The 18,430-nt window shown below is 71.6% G+C and carries 17 protein-coding genes; 14 read left to right on the top strand and 3 right to left on the bottom strand.

What is annotated here, in order from left to right:
* Nucleotides 1–53: 53 nt before the first annotated feature.
* Complete coding sequence (smpB, locus tag E4F25_RS03000; protein ID WP_140908764.1) at nt 54–548, bottom strand: SsrA-binding protein SmpB; 495 nt, start codon at nt 546–548, stop codon at nt 54–56.
* Nucleotides 549–571: 23 nt separating this feature from the next.
* On the opposite strand from smpB, the gene E4F25_RS02995 reads away from it, so the two are divergent.
* Together E4F25_RS02995 and E4F25_RS02990 are read left to right on the top strand one after the other, a co-directional pair.
* Nucleotides 572–991 carry a type II toxin-antitoxin system RatA family toxin gene (locus tag E4F25_RS02995; protein ID WP_140908763.1) on the top strand — a complete coding sequence of 140 codons (420 nt, stop codon included), beginning with the start codon at nt 572–574 and terminating at the stop codon, nt 989–991.
* A gap of 8 nt (nt 992–999) precedes the next feature.
* On the top strand, nt 1,000–1,269 hold the full coding sequence (locus E4F25_RS02990; RefSeq protein ID WP_140908762.1) for an RnfH family protein: 270 nt from the start codon (nt 1,000–1,002) through the stop codon (nt 1,267–1,269).
* 4 nt (nt 1,270–1,273) lie between these two features.
* Here E4F25_RS02990 and E4F25_RS02985 read toward each other — a convergent pair whose 3' ends face one another.
* Entirely contained in the window at nt 1,274–1,666 is a 393-nt protein-coding gene (locus E4F25_RS02985; protein ID WP_140908761.1) for an outer membrane protein assembly factor BamE, read from the bottom strand.
* A 68-nt stretch (nt 1,667–1,734) separates the two neighbouring features.
* Between E4F25_RS02985 and fur the strand changes: the two genes are divergently transcribed.
* Nucleotides 1,735–2,142, top strand: coding sequence for a ferric iron uptake transcriptional regulator (gene fur, locus E4F25_RS02980; RefSeq protein ID WP_140908760.1), 408 nt, complete (start codon nt 1,735–1,737; stop codon nt 2,140–2,142).
* Here fur and recN read toward each other — a convergent pair.
* Complete coding sequence (gene recN / locus E4F25_RS02975; RefSeq protein ID WP_140908759.1) at nt 2,120–3,793, bottom strand: DNA repair protein RecN; 1,674 nt, start codon at nt 3,791–3,793, stop codon at nt 2,120–2,122. The genes fur and recN overlap by 23 nt on opposite strands.
* A gap of 95 nt (nt 3,794–3,888) precedes the next feature.
* On the opposite strand from recN, the gene hrcA reads away from it, so the two are divergent.
* The 11 genes from hrcA to prfB all read left to right on the top strand — a co-directional run bounded on the left by hrcA (nt 3,889) and on the right by prfB (nt 18,421).
* Nucleotides 3,889–4,932, top strand: coding sequence for a heat-inducible transcriptional repressor HrcA (gene hrcA / locus E4F25_RS02970; RefSeq protein ID WP_140910292.1), 1,044 nt, complete (start codon nt 3,889–3,891; stop codon nt 4,930–4,932).
* A gap of 64 nt (nt 4,933–4,996) precedes the next feature.
* Nucleotides 4,997–5,521, top strand: coding sequence for a nucleotide exchange factor GrpE (grpE, locus tag E4F25_RS02965; RefSeq protein WP_140908758.1), 525 nt, complete (start codon nt 4,997–4,999; stop codon nt 5,519–5,521).
* A gap of 93 nt (nt 5,522–5,614) precedes the next feature.
* Nucleotides 5,615–7,549, top strand: coding sequence for a molecular chaperone DnaK (gene dnaK, locus E4F25_RS02960; RefSeq protein WP_140908757.1), 1,935 nt, complete (start codon nt 5,615–5,617; stop codon nt 7,547–7,549).
* 52 nt (nt 7,550–7,601) lie between these two features.
* Entirely contained in the window at nt 7,602–8,735 is a 1,134-nt protein-coding gene (gene dnaJ / locus E4F25_RS02955) for a molecular chaperone DnaJ (RefSeq protein WP_140908756.1), read from the top strand.
* A 68-nt stretch (nt 8,736–8,803) separates the two neighbouring features.
* A complete protein-coding gene (locus tag E4F25_RS02950) occupies nt 8,804–9,514 on the top strand; it encodes a 4-hydroxy-tetrahydrodipicolinate reductase (RefSeq protein ID WP_140908755.1) in 711 nt (236 codons plus the stop codon).
* Between the two features lie 142 nt (nt 9,515–9,656).
* The gene (gene carA / locus E4F25_RS02945) at nt 9,657–10,778 is read left to right on the top strand and encodes a glutamine-hydrolyzing carbamoyl-phosphate synthase small subunit (protein ID WP_140908754.1); all 1,122 of its coding nucleotides are present in this window, start codon (nt 9,657–9,659) and stop codon (nt 10,776–10,778) included.
* 1 nt (nt 10,779) lies between these two features.
* Nucleotides 10,780–14,052 carry a carbamoyl-phosphate synthase large subunit gene (gene carB / locus E4F25_RS02940; RefSeq protein WP_140908753.1) on the top strand — a complete coding sequence of 1,091 codons (3,273 nt, stop codon included), beginning with the start codon at nt 10,780–10,782 and terminating at the stop codon, nt 14,050–14,052.
* Between the two features lie 29 nt (nt 14,053–14,081).
* Nucleotides 14,082–14,546: a transcription elongation factor GreA gene (gene greA / locus E4F25_RS02935; RefSeq protein WP_181168277.1), complete on the top strand. Its 465-nt coding sequence runs from the start codon at nt 14,082–14,084 to the stop codon at nt 14,544–14,546.
* A gap of 13 nt (nt 14,547–14,559) precedes the next feature.
* A complete protein-coding gene (locus tag E4F25_RS02930; protein WP_140908751.1) occupies nt 14,560–15,552 on the top strand; it encodes a phosphoglycerate mutase in 993 nt (330 codons plus the stop codon).
* A complete protein-coding gene (recJ, locus tag E4F25_RS02925) occupies nt 15,549–17,261 on the top strand; it encodes a single-stranded-DNA-specific exonuclease RecJ (RefSeq protein WP_140908750.1) in 1,713 nt (570 codons plus the stop codon). The genes E4F25_RS02930 and recJ overlap by 4 nt, the downstream gene beginning before the upstream one ends.
* A 37-nt stretch (nt 17,262–17,298) precedes the next feature.
* Nucleotides 17,299–18,421 (top strand): peptide chain release factor 2 gene (gene prfB, locus E4F25_RS02920; protein ID WP_140908749.1). Its coding sequence is split into 2 segments (ribosomal slippage): nt 17,299–17,370 and nt 17,372–18,421, totalling 1,122 coding nucleotides; the frame shifts between segments, so codons are not numbered across the junction.
* Nucleotides 18,422–18,430: the final 9 nt, after the last annotated feature.

Genomic DNA, 18,430 nt, shown 5'->3' with positions numbered 1-18,430 from the left:
GCCGCCGCTCACAGGGCGCGAAGCGGCCGCTGACAGCGAGCGCAGCGAGCGACCTAACCGGCCTTGTTGTGCTGCCGCAGCACGCGCGCCTTCTCGCGGTTCCAGTCGCGGTCCTTGGCCGCCTCGCGCTTGTCGTGGGTCTGCTTGCCCTTGGCCAGCGCGATCTCGGCCTTGACCTTGTTGCCCTTCCAGTAGAGCGCGGTCGGCACCAGGGTGTAGCCCTCGCGCTGCACGCGCCCGATCAGGGTGTCGATCTCGCGTCGGTGCAGCAGCAGCTTGCGGGTGCGGCGCTCGTCGGCGACGACGTGGCTGGAGGCCGAGATCAGCGGCGTGATCTGCGCGCCGAACAGGTACAGCTCGCCGTCGCGGATCACCGCGTAGGCTTCGGTGATGTTGGCGCGGCCGGCGCGGATGGCCTTGAGCTCCCAGCCCTGCAACGCCAGCCCCGCCTCGTGCCTGTGCTCGAGGTGGTAGTCGTGGCGCGCGCGCTTGTTCAGCGCGATGGTGCCGCCGCCGTTTGCCTTATCCTTGGATTGCTTCTTCGCCATCGCGTCCATTGTCCAGCCTTCCCATGCCGAGAATCCAGCGCAGCGCCCTCGTCGAGCATTCCGCCGCCCGCATGTTCGAGCTGGTCAACGACATCGAGGCCTACCCGCGCCGCTTCGACTGGTGCGAGGGGGCGCAGGTGCTGGAGTCCGGCCCGGAGCGGGTGGTGGCGCGGCTCGACCTCGGGTTCGGCGCGCTGCGCACCTGGTTCACCACCGAGAACACGCTCTCGCCCCCGCACCGCATCGACATGGACCTGCGCGACGGGCCGTTCAAGCGGCTCAGCGGCCAGTGGACCTTCCACGCCCTGGACGAATCCGCCTGCCGGGTCACGCTCACCCTGGACTTCGAGCCGCGCAGCCGCCTGCTGGGCCCGGCGATGGCGCTCGGCTTCCAGGGCCTGGCCGACCGCATGGTGGACGACTTCGTGAAGGTCGCGGGGTGACTGGCGGCATGGGCCGCCGGACGCTCCGGGTCGAGGTCGTGCGCGCCTGGCCGCGGCGCTTCGAGCGGGTGGCGCTGGAGTTGCCCGAAGGCGCCACCCTGGGCGATGCGCTGGCAGCCAGCGGGCTGCCGCTGGACGGGATCGCCGGCTACGCGCTGCACGGCGAGCGTGCGGGCCCGGAGGTGGCGTTGCACGACGGCGACCGCGTCGAGCTGCTGCGGCCGCTGGTCATGGATCCGAAAGAGGCCCGGAGGAAGCGGGCGGCGAAAGACGGGTAGGGGTCTATTTCTTCTTGTCGTCCGGCGACAGGTTGCCGTAGCGGGCCATGCGTCGCGCCAGCTCCTCGTCCTGCTCGGGGAAGTACTCGCCTTCCCAGCGGGTGACGACGTCGTTCTCGAAGTACACCGTGAAGTTGCGGATCTCGACGTGGCCGAGACGGTCGGTGCGCTCGCTGGCGGTGTAGTCCCAGCGGTCGTGGTGGAACGGGTCGGCGATGGACGGCGAGCCCAGCAGCACCTGGACCTGCTGCTTGCTCATGCCCACCTGGAGCTGGTCGACGGCCTCCTTGTCCATCAGCGTGCCTTGGTAGATGGGCTGCTTGTAGACGATGCCGCAACCGGCGGTGGCGACCGCAACGAGGGCGGCCAGGGCGGCGGCGAGGGGGATCCTGGGCATGCGCGATTCGCGGAAGTGGGGAAACGTGCCGATAATACACGCAAGCCCCAGACGGAGTCGCACCCGCCATGGAATCCCAGGAACTGCGCAAGGCCGGACTCAAGGTGACCCACCCGCGGATGCGGATCCTGTCGCTGATGGACGAGATCCGCCCCCGGCACATGACCGCCGAGGACATCTACCGCCACCTGATCGAGCAGGGCGACGAGATCGGCCTGGCCACGGTGTACCGGGTGCTGACCCAGTTCGAGGCCGCGGGGCTGGTGCTCAAGCACAACTTCGAAGGCGGCCAGGCGGTCTACGAACTGGACCGGGGCGAGCACCACGACCACATGGTGGACGTGGACACGGGCAAGGTCATCGAGTTCCACAACGACGAGATCGAGCGGCTGCAGCACGTGATCGCGGCCCAGCACGGCTACGAGATCGAGGACCACTCGCTGGTCCTGTACGTCAGGAAGAAGAAGCGTCCCTGAGCAACCGGCGCGCGGCGGCGCGCGCCTCCTTGCCGACCTCGACCCCGCCGAGCATGCGCGCCAGCTCCTCCTCGCGCGCGGCGGCGTCCAGGCGCTGCACTGCGCTCTGGGTCATGCCCTCGCGCTCGGCCTTGCTGACCCGGTAGTGGGCGTGGCCCTGCGCGGCGACCTGCGGCAGGTGGGTCACGCACAGCGCCTGGCGCGAGGCGCCGAGCGCGCGCAGCTTCTCGCCGACGATCTGCGCGACCGCGCCGCCGATGCCCGAGTCGACCTCGTCGAACACCATGGTCGGCACCGCGTCCTTGCCCAGCGCGGCCACCTCGATCGCCAGCGAGATGCGCGACAGCTCGCCGCCGGAGGCGACCTTGCGCAGCGGCCGCGGCGGCTGCCCGGCATTCGCCGAGACCAGGAACTCGGCGCGCTCGGCGCCCTGCGGATCGGGCTGGCTGCCGCCGGCGGGCTCCAGTTGCACCTCGAAGCGACCGCCGCCCATGCCCAGTTCGGACAGCAATGCGGTGGTGGCCTTCGAGAGCGCCTTCGCGGCCTTGGCGCGGGCCGCGGACAGGGTTTCGGCCGCCTTGCGCCAGGCGGCCTCCGCGGCGGCGATTTCGCCATCCAGCTTGCGCAGCCGTTCGCCGGCGCCGCGCAGCGCCTCGAGCTCGGCGGCGAGCGCGTCGCGTTGCGCGGCCAGGCCCTCGGGCGGCACCCGGTGCTTGCGCGAGAGTTCGTGCAGGCGCCCGAGCCGCTGGTCGAGCTCCTCCAGCGCGCCCGGGTCGAGGTCGAGGTCGCCGCGCACCTGGTCGAGCAGGGCCAGCGCCTCGTCCACCTGGATCGTGGCCGACTCCAGCATCGCTTCGACCTCGCCCAGGCGCGGCTCGTGCGCGGCCTGGCGCGAGAGTTCGGCGCGCACCGAATGCAGCACGCGCAGCGGCGCGGCCTCGTGCTCGTCGCCCAGGCGCGCCACCGCGGTCTCGCAGGTCCCGATCAGTTCGGCGGCGTGCGCATGCCGGCGGTGGCTGCTGGTGAGCTCCGCGATGTGCTCCGGCTCCAGCGACTCGCGCTGCAGTTCCCCGAGCTGGTGCTCGAGCCAGGCGATGCGGTCGCCGACGTCGCCCTGGCCGGCCAGCTGCTCGCGCTCGCGCAGCAGGGCGCTCCATTCGCGCGCCGCCTGGCGCACCGCGGAGAGCGGCGCCTCGGTGCCGCCGAAGGCATCCAGCAGCGCGAGCTGGCTGGCGCGCGACAGCAGCGCCTGGTGCTCGTGCTGGCCGTGGATCTCGACCAGCAGCGCGGCCAGTTCCGAGAGCTGGGCCATGGTCGCCGGGCGCCCGTTGATCCACGCGCGCGAGCCGCCGTCGGCGCGCAGGGTGCGCCGCAGCTGGCACTCGCCGCCGTCGTCGAACTCGGCCTCGCGCAGCCACGCCAGCGCGTCGGGGGCGTCGTCGAGGGAGAACTCGGCGACCAGCTCGGCGCGCGGGGCGCCGTGGCGGACCATGCCGCTGTCGGCGCGCAGCCCGGACAGGAAGCCGAGGGCGTCCACCAGCAGCGACTTGCCGGCGCCGGTCTCGCCGGAGATCACGGTGAGACCGGACCCGAATTCCAGTTCGGTGACGGCGACGACGGCGAAGTCGCGGATGGCCAGGCGGGTCAGCATGGCAATAGCGTAAGAGATCGGCGTCGCAACCGCTGCGCCTGCGACTTGCGCCGCTACCGGGCTGGGGCTATATCCCGGGCATGGCCAAAGACGACCTGCTGGACCCGCGCGCGCGGCAATTGCTGCGCACGCTGATCTCGCGCCACATCCGCGACGGGGCTCCGGTCGGGTCGCAGACCCTGGCCCGGCACGCGGGCCTGGACGTGAGCCCGGCCACCATCCGCAACATCCTCGCCGACCTCGAGGAGGCCGGCCTGCTCAGCTCCCCGCACACCTCGGCCGGGCGCGTGCCCACCGCGCAGGGCTACCGGGTGTTCGTGGACTCGCTGCTGCAGCCGCGGCCGCTCCCCGAGGCGGAAGTCGCGCGCCTGCGCCAGGAGCTGCCGGCCGGCTCGGGCACGCGCGCGCTGCTCGGCAACGCCTCCGAGCTGCTGTCGGCGATGAGCCGCTTCGTCGGCGTGGTCAGCGTGCCGCGCCGCGGGCACTTCGCGTTCCGCCACATCGACTTCGTGCCGCTGGAGCCGGGCAGGGTGCTGGCGATCCTGGTGTTCGCCGACAACGACGTGCAGAACCGGGTGCTGCAGACCCGGCGCGCCTACGACGCCGGCGAACTGGAGCAGGTGGCCAACTACCTGAACCACCATTTCGCCGGGCGCCCGCTGGCCGAGATCCGGGTGGCGCTGGTGGCCGAGCTCAAGGCCGCGCGCGACGAGATGGAGACGCTGCTGTCGCGCAGCGTCGAGCTGGCCGAGCAGGCGCTGGCCGAGGACGAGGACGGCGCGGTCGCGGACCCGGCCGAGGGCATGGTGCTGGCCGGGCAGACCCGGCTGATCGGCGTCCAGGACCTCGCCGACCTGGAGCGGCTGCGCGAGCTGTTCGAGGCGTTCGCGCGCAAGCGCGAGATCCTGCAGTTGCTGGAGCGGACCATGGCCGCGCCCGGCGTGCGCATCTTCATCGGCGAGGAAACCGGGCTGGCGCCGCTGGAAGGGATGTCGCTGGTGACCGCTCCGTACGCCGCAGGCGACCGCCCGCTGGGCGTGCTCGGCGTGATCGGGCCGTCGCGGATGGCCTACGACCGGGTGATCCCGATGGTGCAGGCCGCCGCCGACGTGCTCGGCGCGGCGCTCGACCGGGGTTGAAGCCGCCCGCGGCGGCCCCCATAGCTCCCCCGGGGCGGCAGTCGGCCGCGAACGGAACCCGAGCATGACCCAGAGACCCGAGACCGACGAGCGCGGCGAGCAGCCGCAGGACGTTGATCGCGACGCCGCGCAGGACCCCGGCCGCGGCGAGGAAGTGGAAGCCCTCCGCGCCGAGAACGAGCAGCTGCGCGCGGACATGCTGCGCGAACGCGCCGACCTCGAGAACCAGCGCAAGCGCATGGCGCGCGAGCTGGACCAGGCCCGCCGCTTCGCCAACGAACGCCTGCTGGCCGACCTGTTGCCGCTGTTCGACGCGATGGAAGCGGGCCTGGCCACGGCCGCGAGCAACGACCCGCTGCGCGCCGGCCTCGAGCTGACCCTGCGCGAGCTGCACCGGATCGCCGCCGCCAACGGCCTGACCGAGGTCGCGCCGGCGCCCGGCGAGGCCTTCGACCCGGAGCGCCACCAGGCCATGAGCATGGCCGCGGCCGAGGGCATCCCCTCGGGCGCGGTGTCGCAGCTGTTCCAGAAGGGCTACGTCCTGAACGAACGCCTGCTGCGCCCGGCCCTGGTCGTGGTCGCGGAGTGACCGCGCCCGGTTGAACCTCCGCGACACGCCCCCAATTCAACAGCATCGGCGCAAGAGCGCCCCCAGACACAGAGATCCAGCAAGGAGCCAGCAATGGGCAAGATCATCGGCATCGACCTCGGCACGACCAACTCGTGCGTCGCGGTCATGGAGGGCGGCAAGGCCCGGGTCATCGAGAACAGCGAGGGCGACCGCACCACGCCGTCGGTGGTCGCCTGGACCAAGGACGGCGAGGTCCTGGTCGGCGCCTCGGCCAAGCGCCAGGCGGTGACCAACCCCAAGAACACCTTCTACGCGGTCAAGCGCCTGATCGGCCGCAAGTTCAGCGACGCCGAGGTGCAGAAGGACATCGGCCTGGTGCCGTACGCGATCGTCGAGCACGACAACGGCGACGCCTGGGTGGCGACCGCCGACGGCAAGCGCATGGCGCCGCAGGAAGTGTCCGCCAAGACCCTGGAGAAGATGAAGAAGACCGCCGAGGACTACCTGGGCGAGAAGGTGACCGAGGCCGTGATCACGGTGCCGGCCTACTTCAACGACTCCCAGCGCCAGGCGACCAAGGACGCCGGCCGCATCGCCGGCCTCGACGTCAAGCGCATCATCAACGAGCCGACCGCGGCCGCGCTGGCCTATGGCATGGACAAGAAGGGTGGCGACCGCAAGGTGGCCGTCTACGACCTGGGCGGCGGCACCTTCGACGTCTCGATCATCGAGATCGCGTCGGTGGACGGCGAGATGCAGGTCGAGGTGCTGTCCACCAACGGCGACACCTTCCTCGGCGGCGAGGACTTCGACAAGCGCGTGATCGACTACCTGGTCGAGGAATTCCAGAAGGACCAGGGCATCGACCTGCGCAAGGATCCGCTCGCGCTGCAGCGCCTGAAGGACGCCGCCGAGCGTGCCAAGATCGAGCTGTCGAGCGCGCAGCAGACCGAGGTCAACCTGCCGTACGTGACCGCCGACGCCAGCGGCCCGAAGCACCTGAACATCAAGCTGACCCGGGCCAAGCTCGAGGCGCTGGTGGACGACCTGGTCAAGAAGACCATCGAGCCCTGCCGCACCGCCCTCAACGACGCCGGCCTGCGTGCCAGCGACATCGGCGAGGTGATCCTGGTCGGCGGCCAGACCCGCATGCCCAAGGTGCAGCAGGCGGTCGGGGAGTTCTTCGGCAAGGAGCCGCGCAAGGACGTGAACCCGGACGAGGCGGTCGCCATCGGCGCCGCGATCCAGGGCGGCGTGCTCGCCGGCGACGTCAAGGACGTGCTGCTGCTCGACGTGACCCCGCTGAGCCTGGGCATCGAGACCCTGGGCGGCGTGTTCACCAAGATCATCGAGAAGAACACCACGATCCCGACCAAGGCTTCGCAGACCTTCAGCACCGCCGAGGACAACCAGTCCGCGGTGACCGTGCACGTGCTGCAGGGCGAGCGCGAGCAGGCCCGCTACAACAAGTCGCTGGCCAAGTTCGACCTCACCGGGATCGAGCCGGCGCCGCGCGGCATGCCGCAGGTGGAGGTGTCCTTCGACATCGACGCCAACGGCATCCTGCACGTCAGCGCCAAGGACAAGAAGACCGGCAAGGAGCAGAAGGTCGAGATCAAGGCCGGCTCGGGCCTGTCCGAGGAAGAGATCCAGCGCATGGTGCAGGACGCCGAGGCGCACCGCGAGGAGGACCGCAAGTTCCAGGAGCTGGTCCAGGCCCGCAACCAGGCCGACGCCCTGATCCACGCCACCCGCACCGCGATCAAGGACAACGGCGACAAGGTCGGCGGCGACGTCATCGGCAACGCCGAGGCCGCGATCGCCGAGCTCGAGACCGCGATGAAGGGCGACGACAAGGCCCAGGTCGAGGCCAAGTCGAAGCAGCTCGAGGAAGCCAGCCAGGCCCTGTTCGCGGCCGTGGCCGCCGCCTCGCAGCAGCAGGACGCCGGCGGCGAAGGTGCCGCGGGTGGCGGCGGTTCCCCGGCCGGGGACGACGTCGTGGACGCGGAATTCACCGAGGTCAAGGACGACGACCGGAAGCAGTAAGGGCACCAGGTGACCGGGGGCATGGCCCCCGGTTCGCCGTCGAGGGGACACGATGTCGAAGCGGGATTACTACGAAGTACTCGGCGTTGCCCGCAACGCCGGCGACGACGAACTGAAGAAGGCCTACCGGCGCTGCGCGATGAAGTACCACCCGGACCGCAACCCGGGGGACGCCGCGGCGCTGGAGTCGTTCAAGGAGTGCAAGGAAGCCTACGAGGTGCTGTCCGACCCGTCGCGGCGCCGGCTGTACGACGCCCACGGGCATGCCGCGTTCGAGCACGGCATGGGCGGCGGCGGTGCCGGCCCGGGTCCCGGCTTCGGCGACATGGGCGACATCTTCGGGGACATCTTCGGCAACATCTTCGGCGGCGGCGGCGGCGCACGCGGCCCGCGCCGCGGCGCCGACATCGGCTACGTCATGGAGCTCGACCTCGAGGAGGCCGTGGCCGGGGTCGAGAAGCGTATCGAGCTGCCCACGCTGGCGGCCTGCGGCAGCTGCGACGGCAGCGGCTCCGAGGACGGTCGGCTGGAGACCTGCGGCACCTGCCACGGGCGCGGCCAGGTGCGCATGCAGCGCGGCATCTTCACCATGCAGCAGCCGTGCCCGCACTGCGGCGGCCGCGGCCAGACTATCGCCAACCCGTGCAAGACCTGCCACGGCAACGGCCGCGTGGAACAGGAGAAGGTGCTGTCGGTGAAGGTCCCCGCGGGCGTGGACAGCGGCGACCGCATCCGGCTGGCGGGCGAGGGCGAGGCCGGGCCCGCCGGCACCCCGCCCGGCGACCTGTACGTCGAGGTGCGAGTGCGCCCGCACCCGATCTTCGTGCGCGACGGCGACGACCTGCACTGCGAGGTGCCGATCCGCATCTCGCAGGCGGCGCTCGGCGACGTCATCCGGGTGCCGACGCTCGACGGCGAGGTCGAACTGCGGATCCCGGCCGAGACCCAGACCGGCAAGCAGTTCCGGCTGCGCGACAAGGGCGTCAAGTCCGTGCGCAGCCGTGCGCCGGGCGACCTGTACTGCAAGGCGGTGGTGGAGACGCCGGTCAACCTGACCGCCGAGCAGCGCGAACTGCTGGAGCTGTTCGAGGCCACCTTCGTCGGCGAGGGCGCGCGCCGGCATTCGCCGAAGGCCAGCACCTTCCTCGACGGCGTCAAGGGCTTCTGGGACCGGATGGTGTCGTAGTGGGAGCGGCGGAAGCCGCGATTCGGCATCGCGGCTTCCGCCGCTCCCACAGTGATAGCCTTTCGCGGATGGACGCCCCCCTCCGCGTGCTGATCCACGGCTCCACCGGCCGCATGGGCCAGGCCCTGCTGCGCCTGTGCGCGGAGCAACCCGCGCGCTTCGCGGTGGCCGGGGCGGTCTCGCAGCAGCCCTCGCAACGCGTGGTGGACGGCGTGCCGCAGTTCTCGGCGCGCGAGCTTTCGGGCGTGCCGGCGTTCGACGCATTGGTGGACTTCAGCCGCCCGGACGCCTTCGACCGCGTCCTGGCGCTGGCGGTCGCGCGCGGCGCGGCCTTCGTGTCCGGCACCACCGGGCTCTCCGAAGCCCAGCGCGATGCGCTGCGGCTGGCCGCGGAGCGGGTGCCGGCGTGCTGGGCATCGAACTTCAGCCTCGGGGTGGCGGTGCTGGCCGGGCTGGTCGCGCGCGCGGCGCATGCGCTCGAGGGCTGGGACTGCGACATCGTCGAGGCGCACCACGCGGGCAAGGTGGACGCGCCCTCGGGCACCGCGCTGACCCTGGGCGCGGCGGCCGAGGAGGGCGGCGCGACACCGCGCTACGCCTCGCTGCGCGCCGGCGACATCGTCGGCGAGCACCTTGTCCAGTTCACCGGGCAAGGCGAGCGCCTCGAACTGGTGCACCGCGCCGGCAACCGCGACGTGTTCGCCCGCGGCGCGCTGCACGTGGCCTCGCGACTGGCGGGTCGCGATCCGGGGCTCTACGGCGTCCGGGACCTGCTGTAGGCGCCGCAGGCGCGCTCGCGCGCGTTTCCACTGGCGGGGCAGGCCACGCGCCGGTATCATTCCCGCTCGCCTGATTCCTTCGCCTCCGGACGGTTCCGCCCGCTCCGGCGGTCTTCTGCAACCCGACGTAGGCGAACCCCCCGTGACCCAGCCCGCAATCCTCGTCCTCGAAGACGGCACCGTGTTCGAGGGGGACTCCGTAGGCGCGCCCGGCCTGTCGGTCGGCGAGGTGGTGTTCAACACCGCCATGACCGGCTACCAGGAGATCGTCACCGATCCCTCGTACGCGCGCCAGCTCGTGACCCTGACCTATCCGCACATCGGCAACACCGGCTGCAACGCGGCCGACGACGAGTCCACGCGCGCGTGGGCCGCGGGGCTGATCGTGCGCGACGTGCCGCGCCGGCCCTCGAGCTGGCGCAGCGAGGTGGCGCTGCCCGACTGGCTGCGCGCGCGCGGGGTGGTCGCGATCAGCGGCATCGACACCCGCCGCCTGACCCGCCTGCTGCGCGACCGCGGCGCCCAGAACGGCGCCGTGATGGCGGGCGACATCGACGCGGACGCCGCGATCGAGGCGGCGCGCAAGTTCCCCGGGCTCAAGGGCATGGACCTGGCGCAGGAGACCTGCACGCGCGAGGCCTACCAGTGGAATGCCGGCGAGCTGGACCTGGACGCCAACGCGTTCGCCGGCGGCGGCGGCAAGTACAAGGTGGTCGCCTACGACTTCGGCACCAAGCTCAACATCCTGCGCATGCTTGCCGCGCGCGGCTGCGACATCACCGTGGTGCCCGCCCGGACCCCGGCGGCCGAGGTGCTGGCCATGCGCCCGGACGGCGTGGTGCTCAGCAACGGCCCCGGCGACCCGGCGGCCTGCGACTACGCCATCGCCGCCACCCGCGAGCTGGTCGCGGCGAAAGTTCCGCTGTACGGCATCTGCCTGGGCCACCAGCTGCTCGGCCTGGCCATGGGCGCGCAGACGGTGAAGATGAAGTTCGGCCACCACGGCGCCAACCACCCCGTCATCGACCTGGACACCGGCCGCGTGCTGATCACCAGCCAGAACCACGGCTTCGCGGTGGACGAGGCGACGCTGCCGTCGAACGTGCGCGTCACCCACCGCTCCCTGTTCGACGGCTCCAACCAGGGCATCGCGCTGACCGACGCCCCGGCGTTCTCGTTCCAGGGACACCCGGAGGCGAGCCCCGGGCCGCACGACGTGGCCTATCTCTTCGATCGCTTCATCGATTCCATGGAGGCGCGCTGACATGCCCAAGCGCACCGACATCAAGACCGTGCTGATCATCGGCGCCGGCCCGATCGTCATCGGCCAGGCCTGCGAGTTCGACTACTCCGGCGCGCAGGCGTGCAAGGCGCTGCGCGACGAGGGCTATCGCGTGGTGCTGGTCAACTCGAACCCGGCCACGATCATGACCGACCCGGGGATGGCCGACGCGGTCTACATCGAGCCGATCAACTGGCAGTCGGTCGAGAAGATCATCGCCAAGGAGAAGCCCGACGCGCTGCTGCCGACCATGGGCGGGCAGACCGCGCTCAACTGCGCACTCGACCTCGCCGACCACGGCGTGCTCGAGGAGCACGGGGTGGAACTGATCGGCGCCTCGCGCGACGCGATCCGCATGGCCGAGGACCGCGAGCTGTTCAAGCAGGCGATGGCCGAGATCGGGCTGGAGTGCCCGATCGCCGAGGTCGCGCGTACCTTCGAGGAGGCGGTCGCCGCGCAGGCCAAGGTGGGGTATCCGACCATCATCCGCCCGAGCTTCACCCTCGGCGGCAGCGGTGGCGGCATCGCCTACAACAAGGAAGAGTTCGAGGAGATCGCCAAGCGCGGCCTCGAGCTGTCGCCGGTGCACGAGATCCTGGTCGAGGAGTCGGTGCTCGGCTGGAAGGAGTTCGAGATGGAGGTGGTCCGCGACAAGGCGGACAACTGCATCATCGTCTGCTCGATCGAGAACCTCGACCCGATGGGCGTGCACACCGGAGATTCGATCACGGTGGCGCCGGCGCAGACGCTGACCGACAAGGAGTACCAGCGCCTGCGCGACGCCTCGATCGCGGTGCTGCGCAAGATCGGCGTGGACACCGGCGGCTCCAACGTGCAGTTCGGGGTCAACGCCGAGACCGGGCGCGTGGTGGTGATCGAGATGAACCCGCGGGTGTCGCGCTCGTCCGCGCTCGCCTCCAAGGCCACCGGCTTCCCGATCGCCAAGGTCGCGGCCAAGCTCGCCGTCGGCTACACCCTCGACGAGCTCAGGAACGAGATCACCGGCGGCAAGACCCCGGCCTCGTTCGAGCCGAGCATCGACTACGTCGTCACCAAGATCCCGCGCTTCGCGTTCGAGAAGTTCCCGGCCGCGGATGCGCGCCTGACCACGCAGATGAAGTCGGTCGGCGAGGTGATGGCGATCGGCCGCACGTTCCAGGAGTCGCTGCAGAAGGCGCTGCGCGGGCTGGAGACGGGCAAGGCGGGCCTCGACCCGACCGGCCTGGACCTGGCCAGCGAGGAGGGCCTGGTCAACCTGCGCCGCGAGGTCAAGGAACCCGGCCCCGAGCGCATCTTCCACCTCGCCGACGCGTTCCGCGCGGGCATGACGGTGGAGGAGGTGTTCGCGCTGTCGTTCGTGGACCCGTGGTTCCTCGACCAGATCGAGGAGCTGGTGGCGATCGAGCGCGAGGTCGCCGAGGCCGGGCTCGACGGGCTCGATGCGCGCCGCCTGCGCCGGCTCAAGCGCAAGGGCTTTTCCGACGCCCGCCTGGCCCAACTCACCGGTACCGGCGAGTCGGCGGTGCGCGCGCTGCGCAAGGCCTTCGGCGTGCGCCCGGTCTACAAGCGGGTGGATTCCTGCGCCGCCGAGTTCGCCACCACCACCGCCTACATGTACTCGACCTACGAGGACGAGTGCGAGGCGCAGCCGAGCGACCGCCGCAAGATCATGGTGCTCGGCGGCGGCCCCAACCGCATCGGCCAGGGCATCGAGTTCGACTACTGCTGCGTGCACGCGGCGCTGGCGCTGCGCGAGGACGGGTTCGAGACCATCATGGTCAACTGCAACCCGGAGACCGTGTCCACCGACTACGACACGTCCGACCGCCTCTACTTCGAGTCGCTGACCCTCGAGGACGTGCTCGAGATCGTCGAGCTGGAGAAGCCCGAGGGCGTGATCGTTCAGTACGGCGGGCAGACCCCGCTGAAGCTGGCGCAGGCGCTGGAGGCCAACGGCGTGCCGGTGATCGGCACCTCGCCCGACTCGATCGACCTGGCCGAGGACCGCGAGCGCTTCCAGAAGCTGGTGGACGACCTCGGCCTGCTGCAGCCGCCGAACCGGATCGCGCGCAACGCCGACGAGGCGCTGGCCCTGGCGCGCGAGGTCGGCTACCCGCTGGTGGTGCGTCCGAGCTACGTGCTCGGCGGGCGCGCGATGGAGGTGGTGCACTCCGATGTCGAGCTGTCGCGCTACATCCGCGACGCGGTCAAGGTCTCCGACAAGTCGCCGGTGCTGCTGGACCGCTTCCTCGACAACGCGGTCGAGGTGGACGTGGACGTGATCGCCGACCGCACTGGCCAGGTGCTGATCGGCGGGGTGATGGAGCACATCGAGGAGGCCGGCGTGCACTCCGGCGACTCGTCGTGCTCGCTGCCGCCATACTCGCTGCCGCGCGCGGTCCAGGACCGGCTGCGCGAGCAGGTGGTGGCGCTGGCGCGCGCGCTGGACGTGGTCGGGCTGATGAACACGCAGTTCGCCGTCCAGCACGACGGCGACGGGGAGGCCACCATCTACCTGCTCGAGGTCAACCCGCGCGCCTCGCGCACGGTGCCGTTCGTGTCCAAGGCCACCGGCGTGCCGCTGGCGGCGATCGCCGCGCGCTGCATGGCCGGGCGCACCTTGGCCGAGCAGGGCGCCACCGCGGAGGTCGTGCCCGACTACTTTTCGGTCAAGGAAGCGATCTTCCCGTTCGCCAAGTTCCAGGGCGTGGACCCGATCCTCGGGCCCGAGATGCGCTCCACCGGCGAGGTGATGGGCGTGGGCCGCAGCTTCGGGGCCGCCTTTGCGCGCGCGGAGGAAGCCGCCAGCATCCGCGCGCCCTCGGCCGGCAAGGTCTTCGTCTCGGTGCGCGACCCGGACAAGCAGCGCGTGCTGCCGGTCGCCCGCGACCTGATCGCCCGCGGCAACACCCTGGTCGCCACCCGCGGCACCGCCGCCTTCCTGCAGGCCAACGGGCTGGCGTGCGAGGTGGTGAACAAGGTGATCGAGGGCCGGCCGCACATCGTGGACCTAATCAAGAACGGCGAGATCGCCTACATCGTCAACACGACGGAGGGACGGCAAGCCATCGCCGATTCATTCTCGATCCGCCGCGAGGCGCTCCAGGCGCGGGTCACGTACTCGACCACCGTCGCCGGCGCCAAGGCGCTGCTGCACTCTCTGGACTTCCGCGACAGCGGGCCGGTATGGTCGCTGCAGGAACTCCACGCTGGAACAGGGCACGCCGGAGCAGGGCACGCCGGAGCCGGCGGCTGAAACCCCACAGGAACGACATGCAAGCACCATTGACCACCAAGGGCGCGCAGCGCCTGCGCGCCGAACTCGACGACCTCAAGTCGAACAAGCGGCCGGCGGTGATCCAGGCGATCGCCGAGGCGCGCGCCCACGGCGACCTCAAGGAGAACGCCGAGTACCACGCCGCGCGCGAGCAGCAGGGCTTCATCGAGGGCCGCATCAAGCAGCTCGAGGGCGAGCTCTCGAACGCGCAGGTCATCGACGTCTCAAGGCTCGACGCCGGCGACAAGGTCGTGTTCGGCGCCACCGTCGTGCTCGCCGACGCCGAGACCGGCGAAGAGAAGACCTACCAGATCGTCGGCGACCTCGAGGCCGACATCAAGCTCGGCATGATCGCGATCTCGTCGCCGGTGGCGCGCGCGCTGATCGGCAAGCACGAGGGCGACGAAGTCACCATCGACGCGCCTGCCGGGCAGCGCGAGTACGAGATCGTCTCGGTCAGCTACGTAGGCTGAGCGCCGGCCCGCGATGGCTCCCGCCGCCATCCTGCTGCTGCCCGCGCGCCGCCGCGTCGCGGGCGCGTCGCTGTCGCCGTCGCTCGCGCGCGCGATCGGGCGCGCCGACGCGCTGCCGCCCGGCGAGCCCGGCGAACGCGCGCAGTTGCAACGGCACTTCGAACTGCTGCCGCGCGGCTGGCCCGCGGCGGCGCTGACCCGTGGCGTGGACGCGCCCGGCGATGCCGGCGGCCGCTGGCTGCGCGCCGACCCGGCCTGGGTGCGTCCGGACATCAATGGTGCGCGCCTGTTCGCGGTGGGCGAGGGCCTGCGGCTCGCGCGCGAGGATGCCGAAGCCCTGCTGCCCGCGCTGCGCATGCTGTTCGGCGATGCCGGCTTCCCGATCGACGCGCCGGATCCCTCGCGCTGGTACCTGCGCCTGCCGGAAGGCACCGCGCTGCCGTCGTTTCCGGATCCGGAGGAGGCGCTCGGCAGCGACCTGTTCGACACCCTGGTCGGCACCGATCCCGCCCGCGACGCGGCGGTGCGACGCTGGCGCACGCTGATCAGCGAAGCGCAGGTGGTCCTGCACACCCATCCGTGGAACGAGCGGCGGGTGGCAGCCGGCCAGCCGCCGGTGAACTCGCTGTGGTTCTGGGGCGGGGGCGTGCTCCCGGACCGGGTCGCCGCGTCCGTGGCGCGAGTGCGCGGTGGCGACGCGCTGTTGCGGGCGCTGGCACTGCGCGCCGGGCTGCGACAGGAGCCACGCGGCAACGGCTTCGAGCCGCCGGAGGAGGACGTGCTCGTGGACCTGCGCGACGCGCGCGACACCGATGCCCTGCATGCGCGATGGCTGGCGCCAGCGGCCGAGGCCCTGCGCGGCGGGGCATTGCGCGAATTGCGACTGGATTTCCAGGATGGGGCGGGGTGCTTGTTGCTTCGCAAGCATCGTTGGCGGGTCTGGCGTGCGCCGGCTTCGGATTTTGGGCGGCTTCCGCCGCTCCCACGGGAACCAGCGGCGCGGTGATCAGGCGGCGGGAAGCGGTCGCCTGCGATGGCGGCGACTGGGGCGACCTGCCGCCGCTGTTGCGGCGCCTGCACGCGGCCCGCGGCGCGACCTGCCTCGCGGACGCGCATCCGCGGCTCGCGCAGCTGCACGCGCCCGACGCGCTGTCCGGACTCGCGGACGCGGTGGCGCTGCTGGCGTCCGCCATGGAGCAGGGCCGCCGCATCCTGGTCGTCGGCGACTTCGACTGCGACGGCGCCACCGCCTGCGCGGTGGCCGTGCGCGGCCTGCGCCTGCTCGGCGCCGGCAACGTGCTGCATGCGGTGCCCAACCGCGCCGTGCACGGCTACGGCCTGTCGCCGGCGCTGGTCGACGAACTCGCGTCGCTGCAGCCGTCGCTGCTGCTCACGGTGGACCACGGCATCGCCTGCCATGCCGGCATCGCCGCCGCCAGGGCACGCGGCTGGCAGGTGCTGGTCACCGACCACCACCTTCCCGGCGCCACGTTGCCGCCCGCCGACGCGATCGTGAACCCGAACCTGCCCGGCGACGGCTTCCCGAGCAAGGCGCTGGCCGGGGTCGGGGTGGTGTTCTACCTGCTGCTCGCGCTGCGCGCGTGGTTCCGGCGGGCCGGCGATCCGCGCGGCGCCGCCGACCTGTCGTCGCTCCTGGACCTGGTGGCGGTCGGCACGGTCGCCGACCTGGTGCCGCTGGATGCCAACAACCGCGCGCTGGTCGCCGCTGGACTGCGGCGGCTGCGCGCCGGCCAGGCCTGCGCCGGCCTGCGTGCCCTTGTCGAGGTCGCCGGCCGCGACGAGCGCACGCTCACTGCCTCCGACATCGGATTCGCGATCGCGCCGCGCATCAACGCCGCCGGTCGCCTCGAGGACATGGCCGTCGGCATCGAGTGCCTGCTCAGCGACGACCCCCGGCACGCGCGCACGCTGGCCTCGGCGCTGCATGCGATCAACGTCGAGCGCCGCGGCCTGCAGCAGCAGATGGTCGACCAGGCCGAGCGGGCGCTGGCGCGGCTCGACCTCGCCGGCGAGCTGCCGATGGTGCCCTGCCTGTTCGACGACGACTGGCATCCGGGCGTGGTCGGCCTGGTCGCCTCGCGGATCAAGGAGCGCGTGCACCGCCCGGCACTCGCGTTCGCCCCGGCCGAGCCCGGCGCCGCGATGCTGCGCGGCTCGGCGCGCTCGGTCGCCGGCGTGCACGTGCGCGACCTGCTGGCCGCGGTGGACGCGGCCAACCCCGGCCTGGTCGCGCGCTTCGGCGGCCACGCCATGGCCGCGGGGCTGACGCTCGCGCGCGAGGACCTGCCGGCGTTCCGCGAGGCGCTGGCGCGCGAGGCCGCGCGCCTGGTGGATCCGGCGCTGTTCGCGCCGGAGATCCTGAGCGACGGCGAACTGCAGCCGCACGAGTTCGATGCCCACCACGCGTGCCTGTTGCGCGACGGCGGGCCGTGGGGGCAGGGCTATCCGGAGCCGCTGTTCGACGGCGAGTTCGAGGTCGTGCGCACGCGCGTGGTCGGCGAACGCCATCTCAAGCTGGAGTTGTCCGCGCACGGCCGCCGCCTCGACGCGATCCACTTCGGCGGCGCCGGCGAACCGGCGCAGGGCCGCGTGCGCATCGCCTTCCGCCTGGAGCCCGACGGCTACCGCGGCGGCGACGCCTTCCAGCTCGTGGTCGTCCACCGCGAAGGCGCGCCGGCCACCACCCCCGCCTGATAGAATCGCGGGCCTTTCAACGCATTACCGCACACCTATGGAACTGAATCCCGTGCGCCAGCGCATCGCCGACCTCCGGGAACGGCTGGATGCGCTCAGGGGGTATCTTTGACTACGAGGCACGCGTAGAGCGCCTCGAGGAAGTCAACCGGGAACTCGAGAACCCGGACATCTGGAACGACGCCGAACGCGCGCAGGCGCTGGGCCGCGAGCGCTCGACCCTGGACAAGACCGTCACCGGCATCCGCGAACTGACCGAGGGTCTGGCGGGGGCCGCCGAACTGCTCGACCTGGCCGAGGCCGAGGACGACCAGGAGACCGCCGACGCGGTCGCCGCCGACGTCGAGCGCTACGCGCGCGGCGTGGACCAGCTCGAGTTCCATCGCATGTTCTCCGGCGAGATGGACGCGCGCCCCGCGTTCGTGGACATCCAGGCCGGCGCCGGCGGCACCGAGGCCCAGGACTGGGCCGAGATGCTGCTGCGCATGTACCTGCGCTGGGCCGAGTCCCGCGGCTGGAAGACCGAGCTGCTGGAAGTCAGCGGCGGCGACGTCGCCGGGATCAAGTCGGCGACCTTCCGCGTGGACGGCGATTACGCCTACGGCTGGCTCAAGACCGAGATCGGGGTGCACCGGCTGGTGCGCAAGTCGCCGTTCGACTCGGACAACCGCCGGCACACCAGCTTCACCTCGGTGTTCGTGTCGCCGGAGGTGGACGACAGCATCGAGATCGACATCAACCCGGCCGACCTCAAGACCGACGTCTACCGCTCGTCCGGCGCCGGCGGCCAGCACGTCAACAAGACCGAGTCGGCGGTGCGCATCACCCACGTGCCGACCGGCGTGGTCGTCGCCTGCCAGACCGAGCGCAGCCAGCACGCCAACCGCGACCGCGCGATGAAGATGCTTGCGGCCAAGCTGTACGAGCTGGAAGTACAGAAGCGCAACGCCGAGAAGAACGCGTTGGAGGCCACCAAGTCCGACATCGGCTGGGGCAGCCAGATCCGCAACTACGTGCTCGACCAGTCGCGGATCAAGGACCTGCGCACCGGGGTCGAGCGCTCCGACACGCAGAACGTGCTCGACGGCGACCTCGACGAGTTCATCGAGGCCAGCCTGAAGGCCGGGCTGGAAGCGGGCGCGAAGCGGGTGGATGCGTGATCGCGGCTT

The organism is Cognatiluteimonas lumbrici (assembly GCF_006476065.1).
Lineage (GTDB): Bacteria > Pseudomonadota > Gammaproteobacteria > Xanthomonadales > Xanthomonadaceae > Cognatiluteimonas > Cognatiluteimonas lumbrici.
Note: the sequence above shows the minus strand (reverse complement) of the source record. Positions and strands in the feature narration are given on the sequence as shown.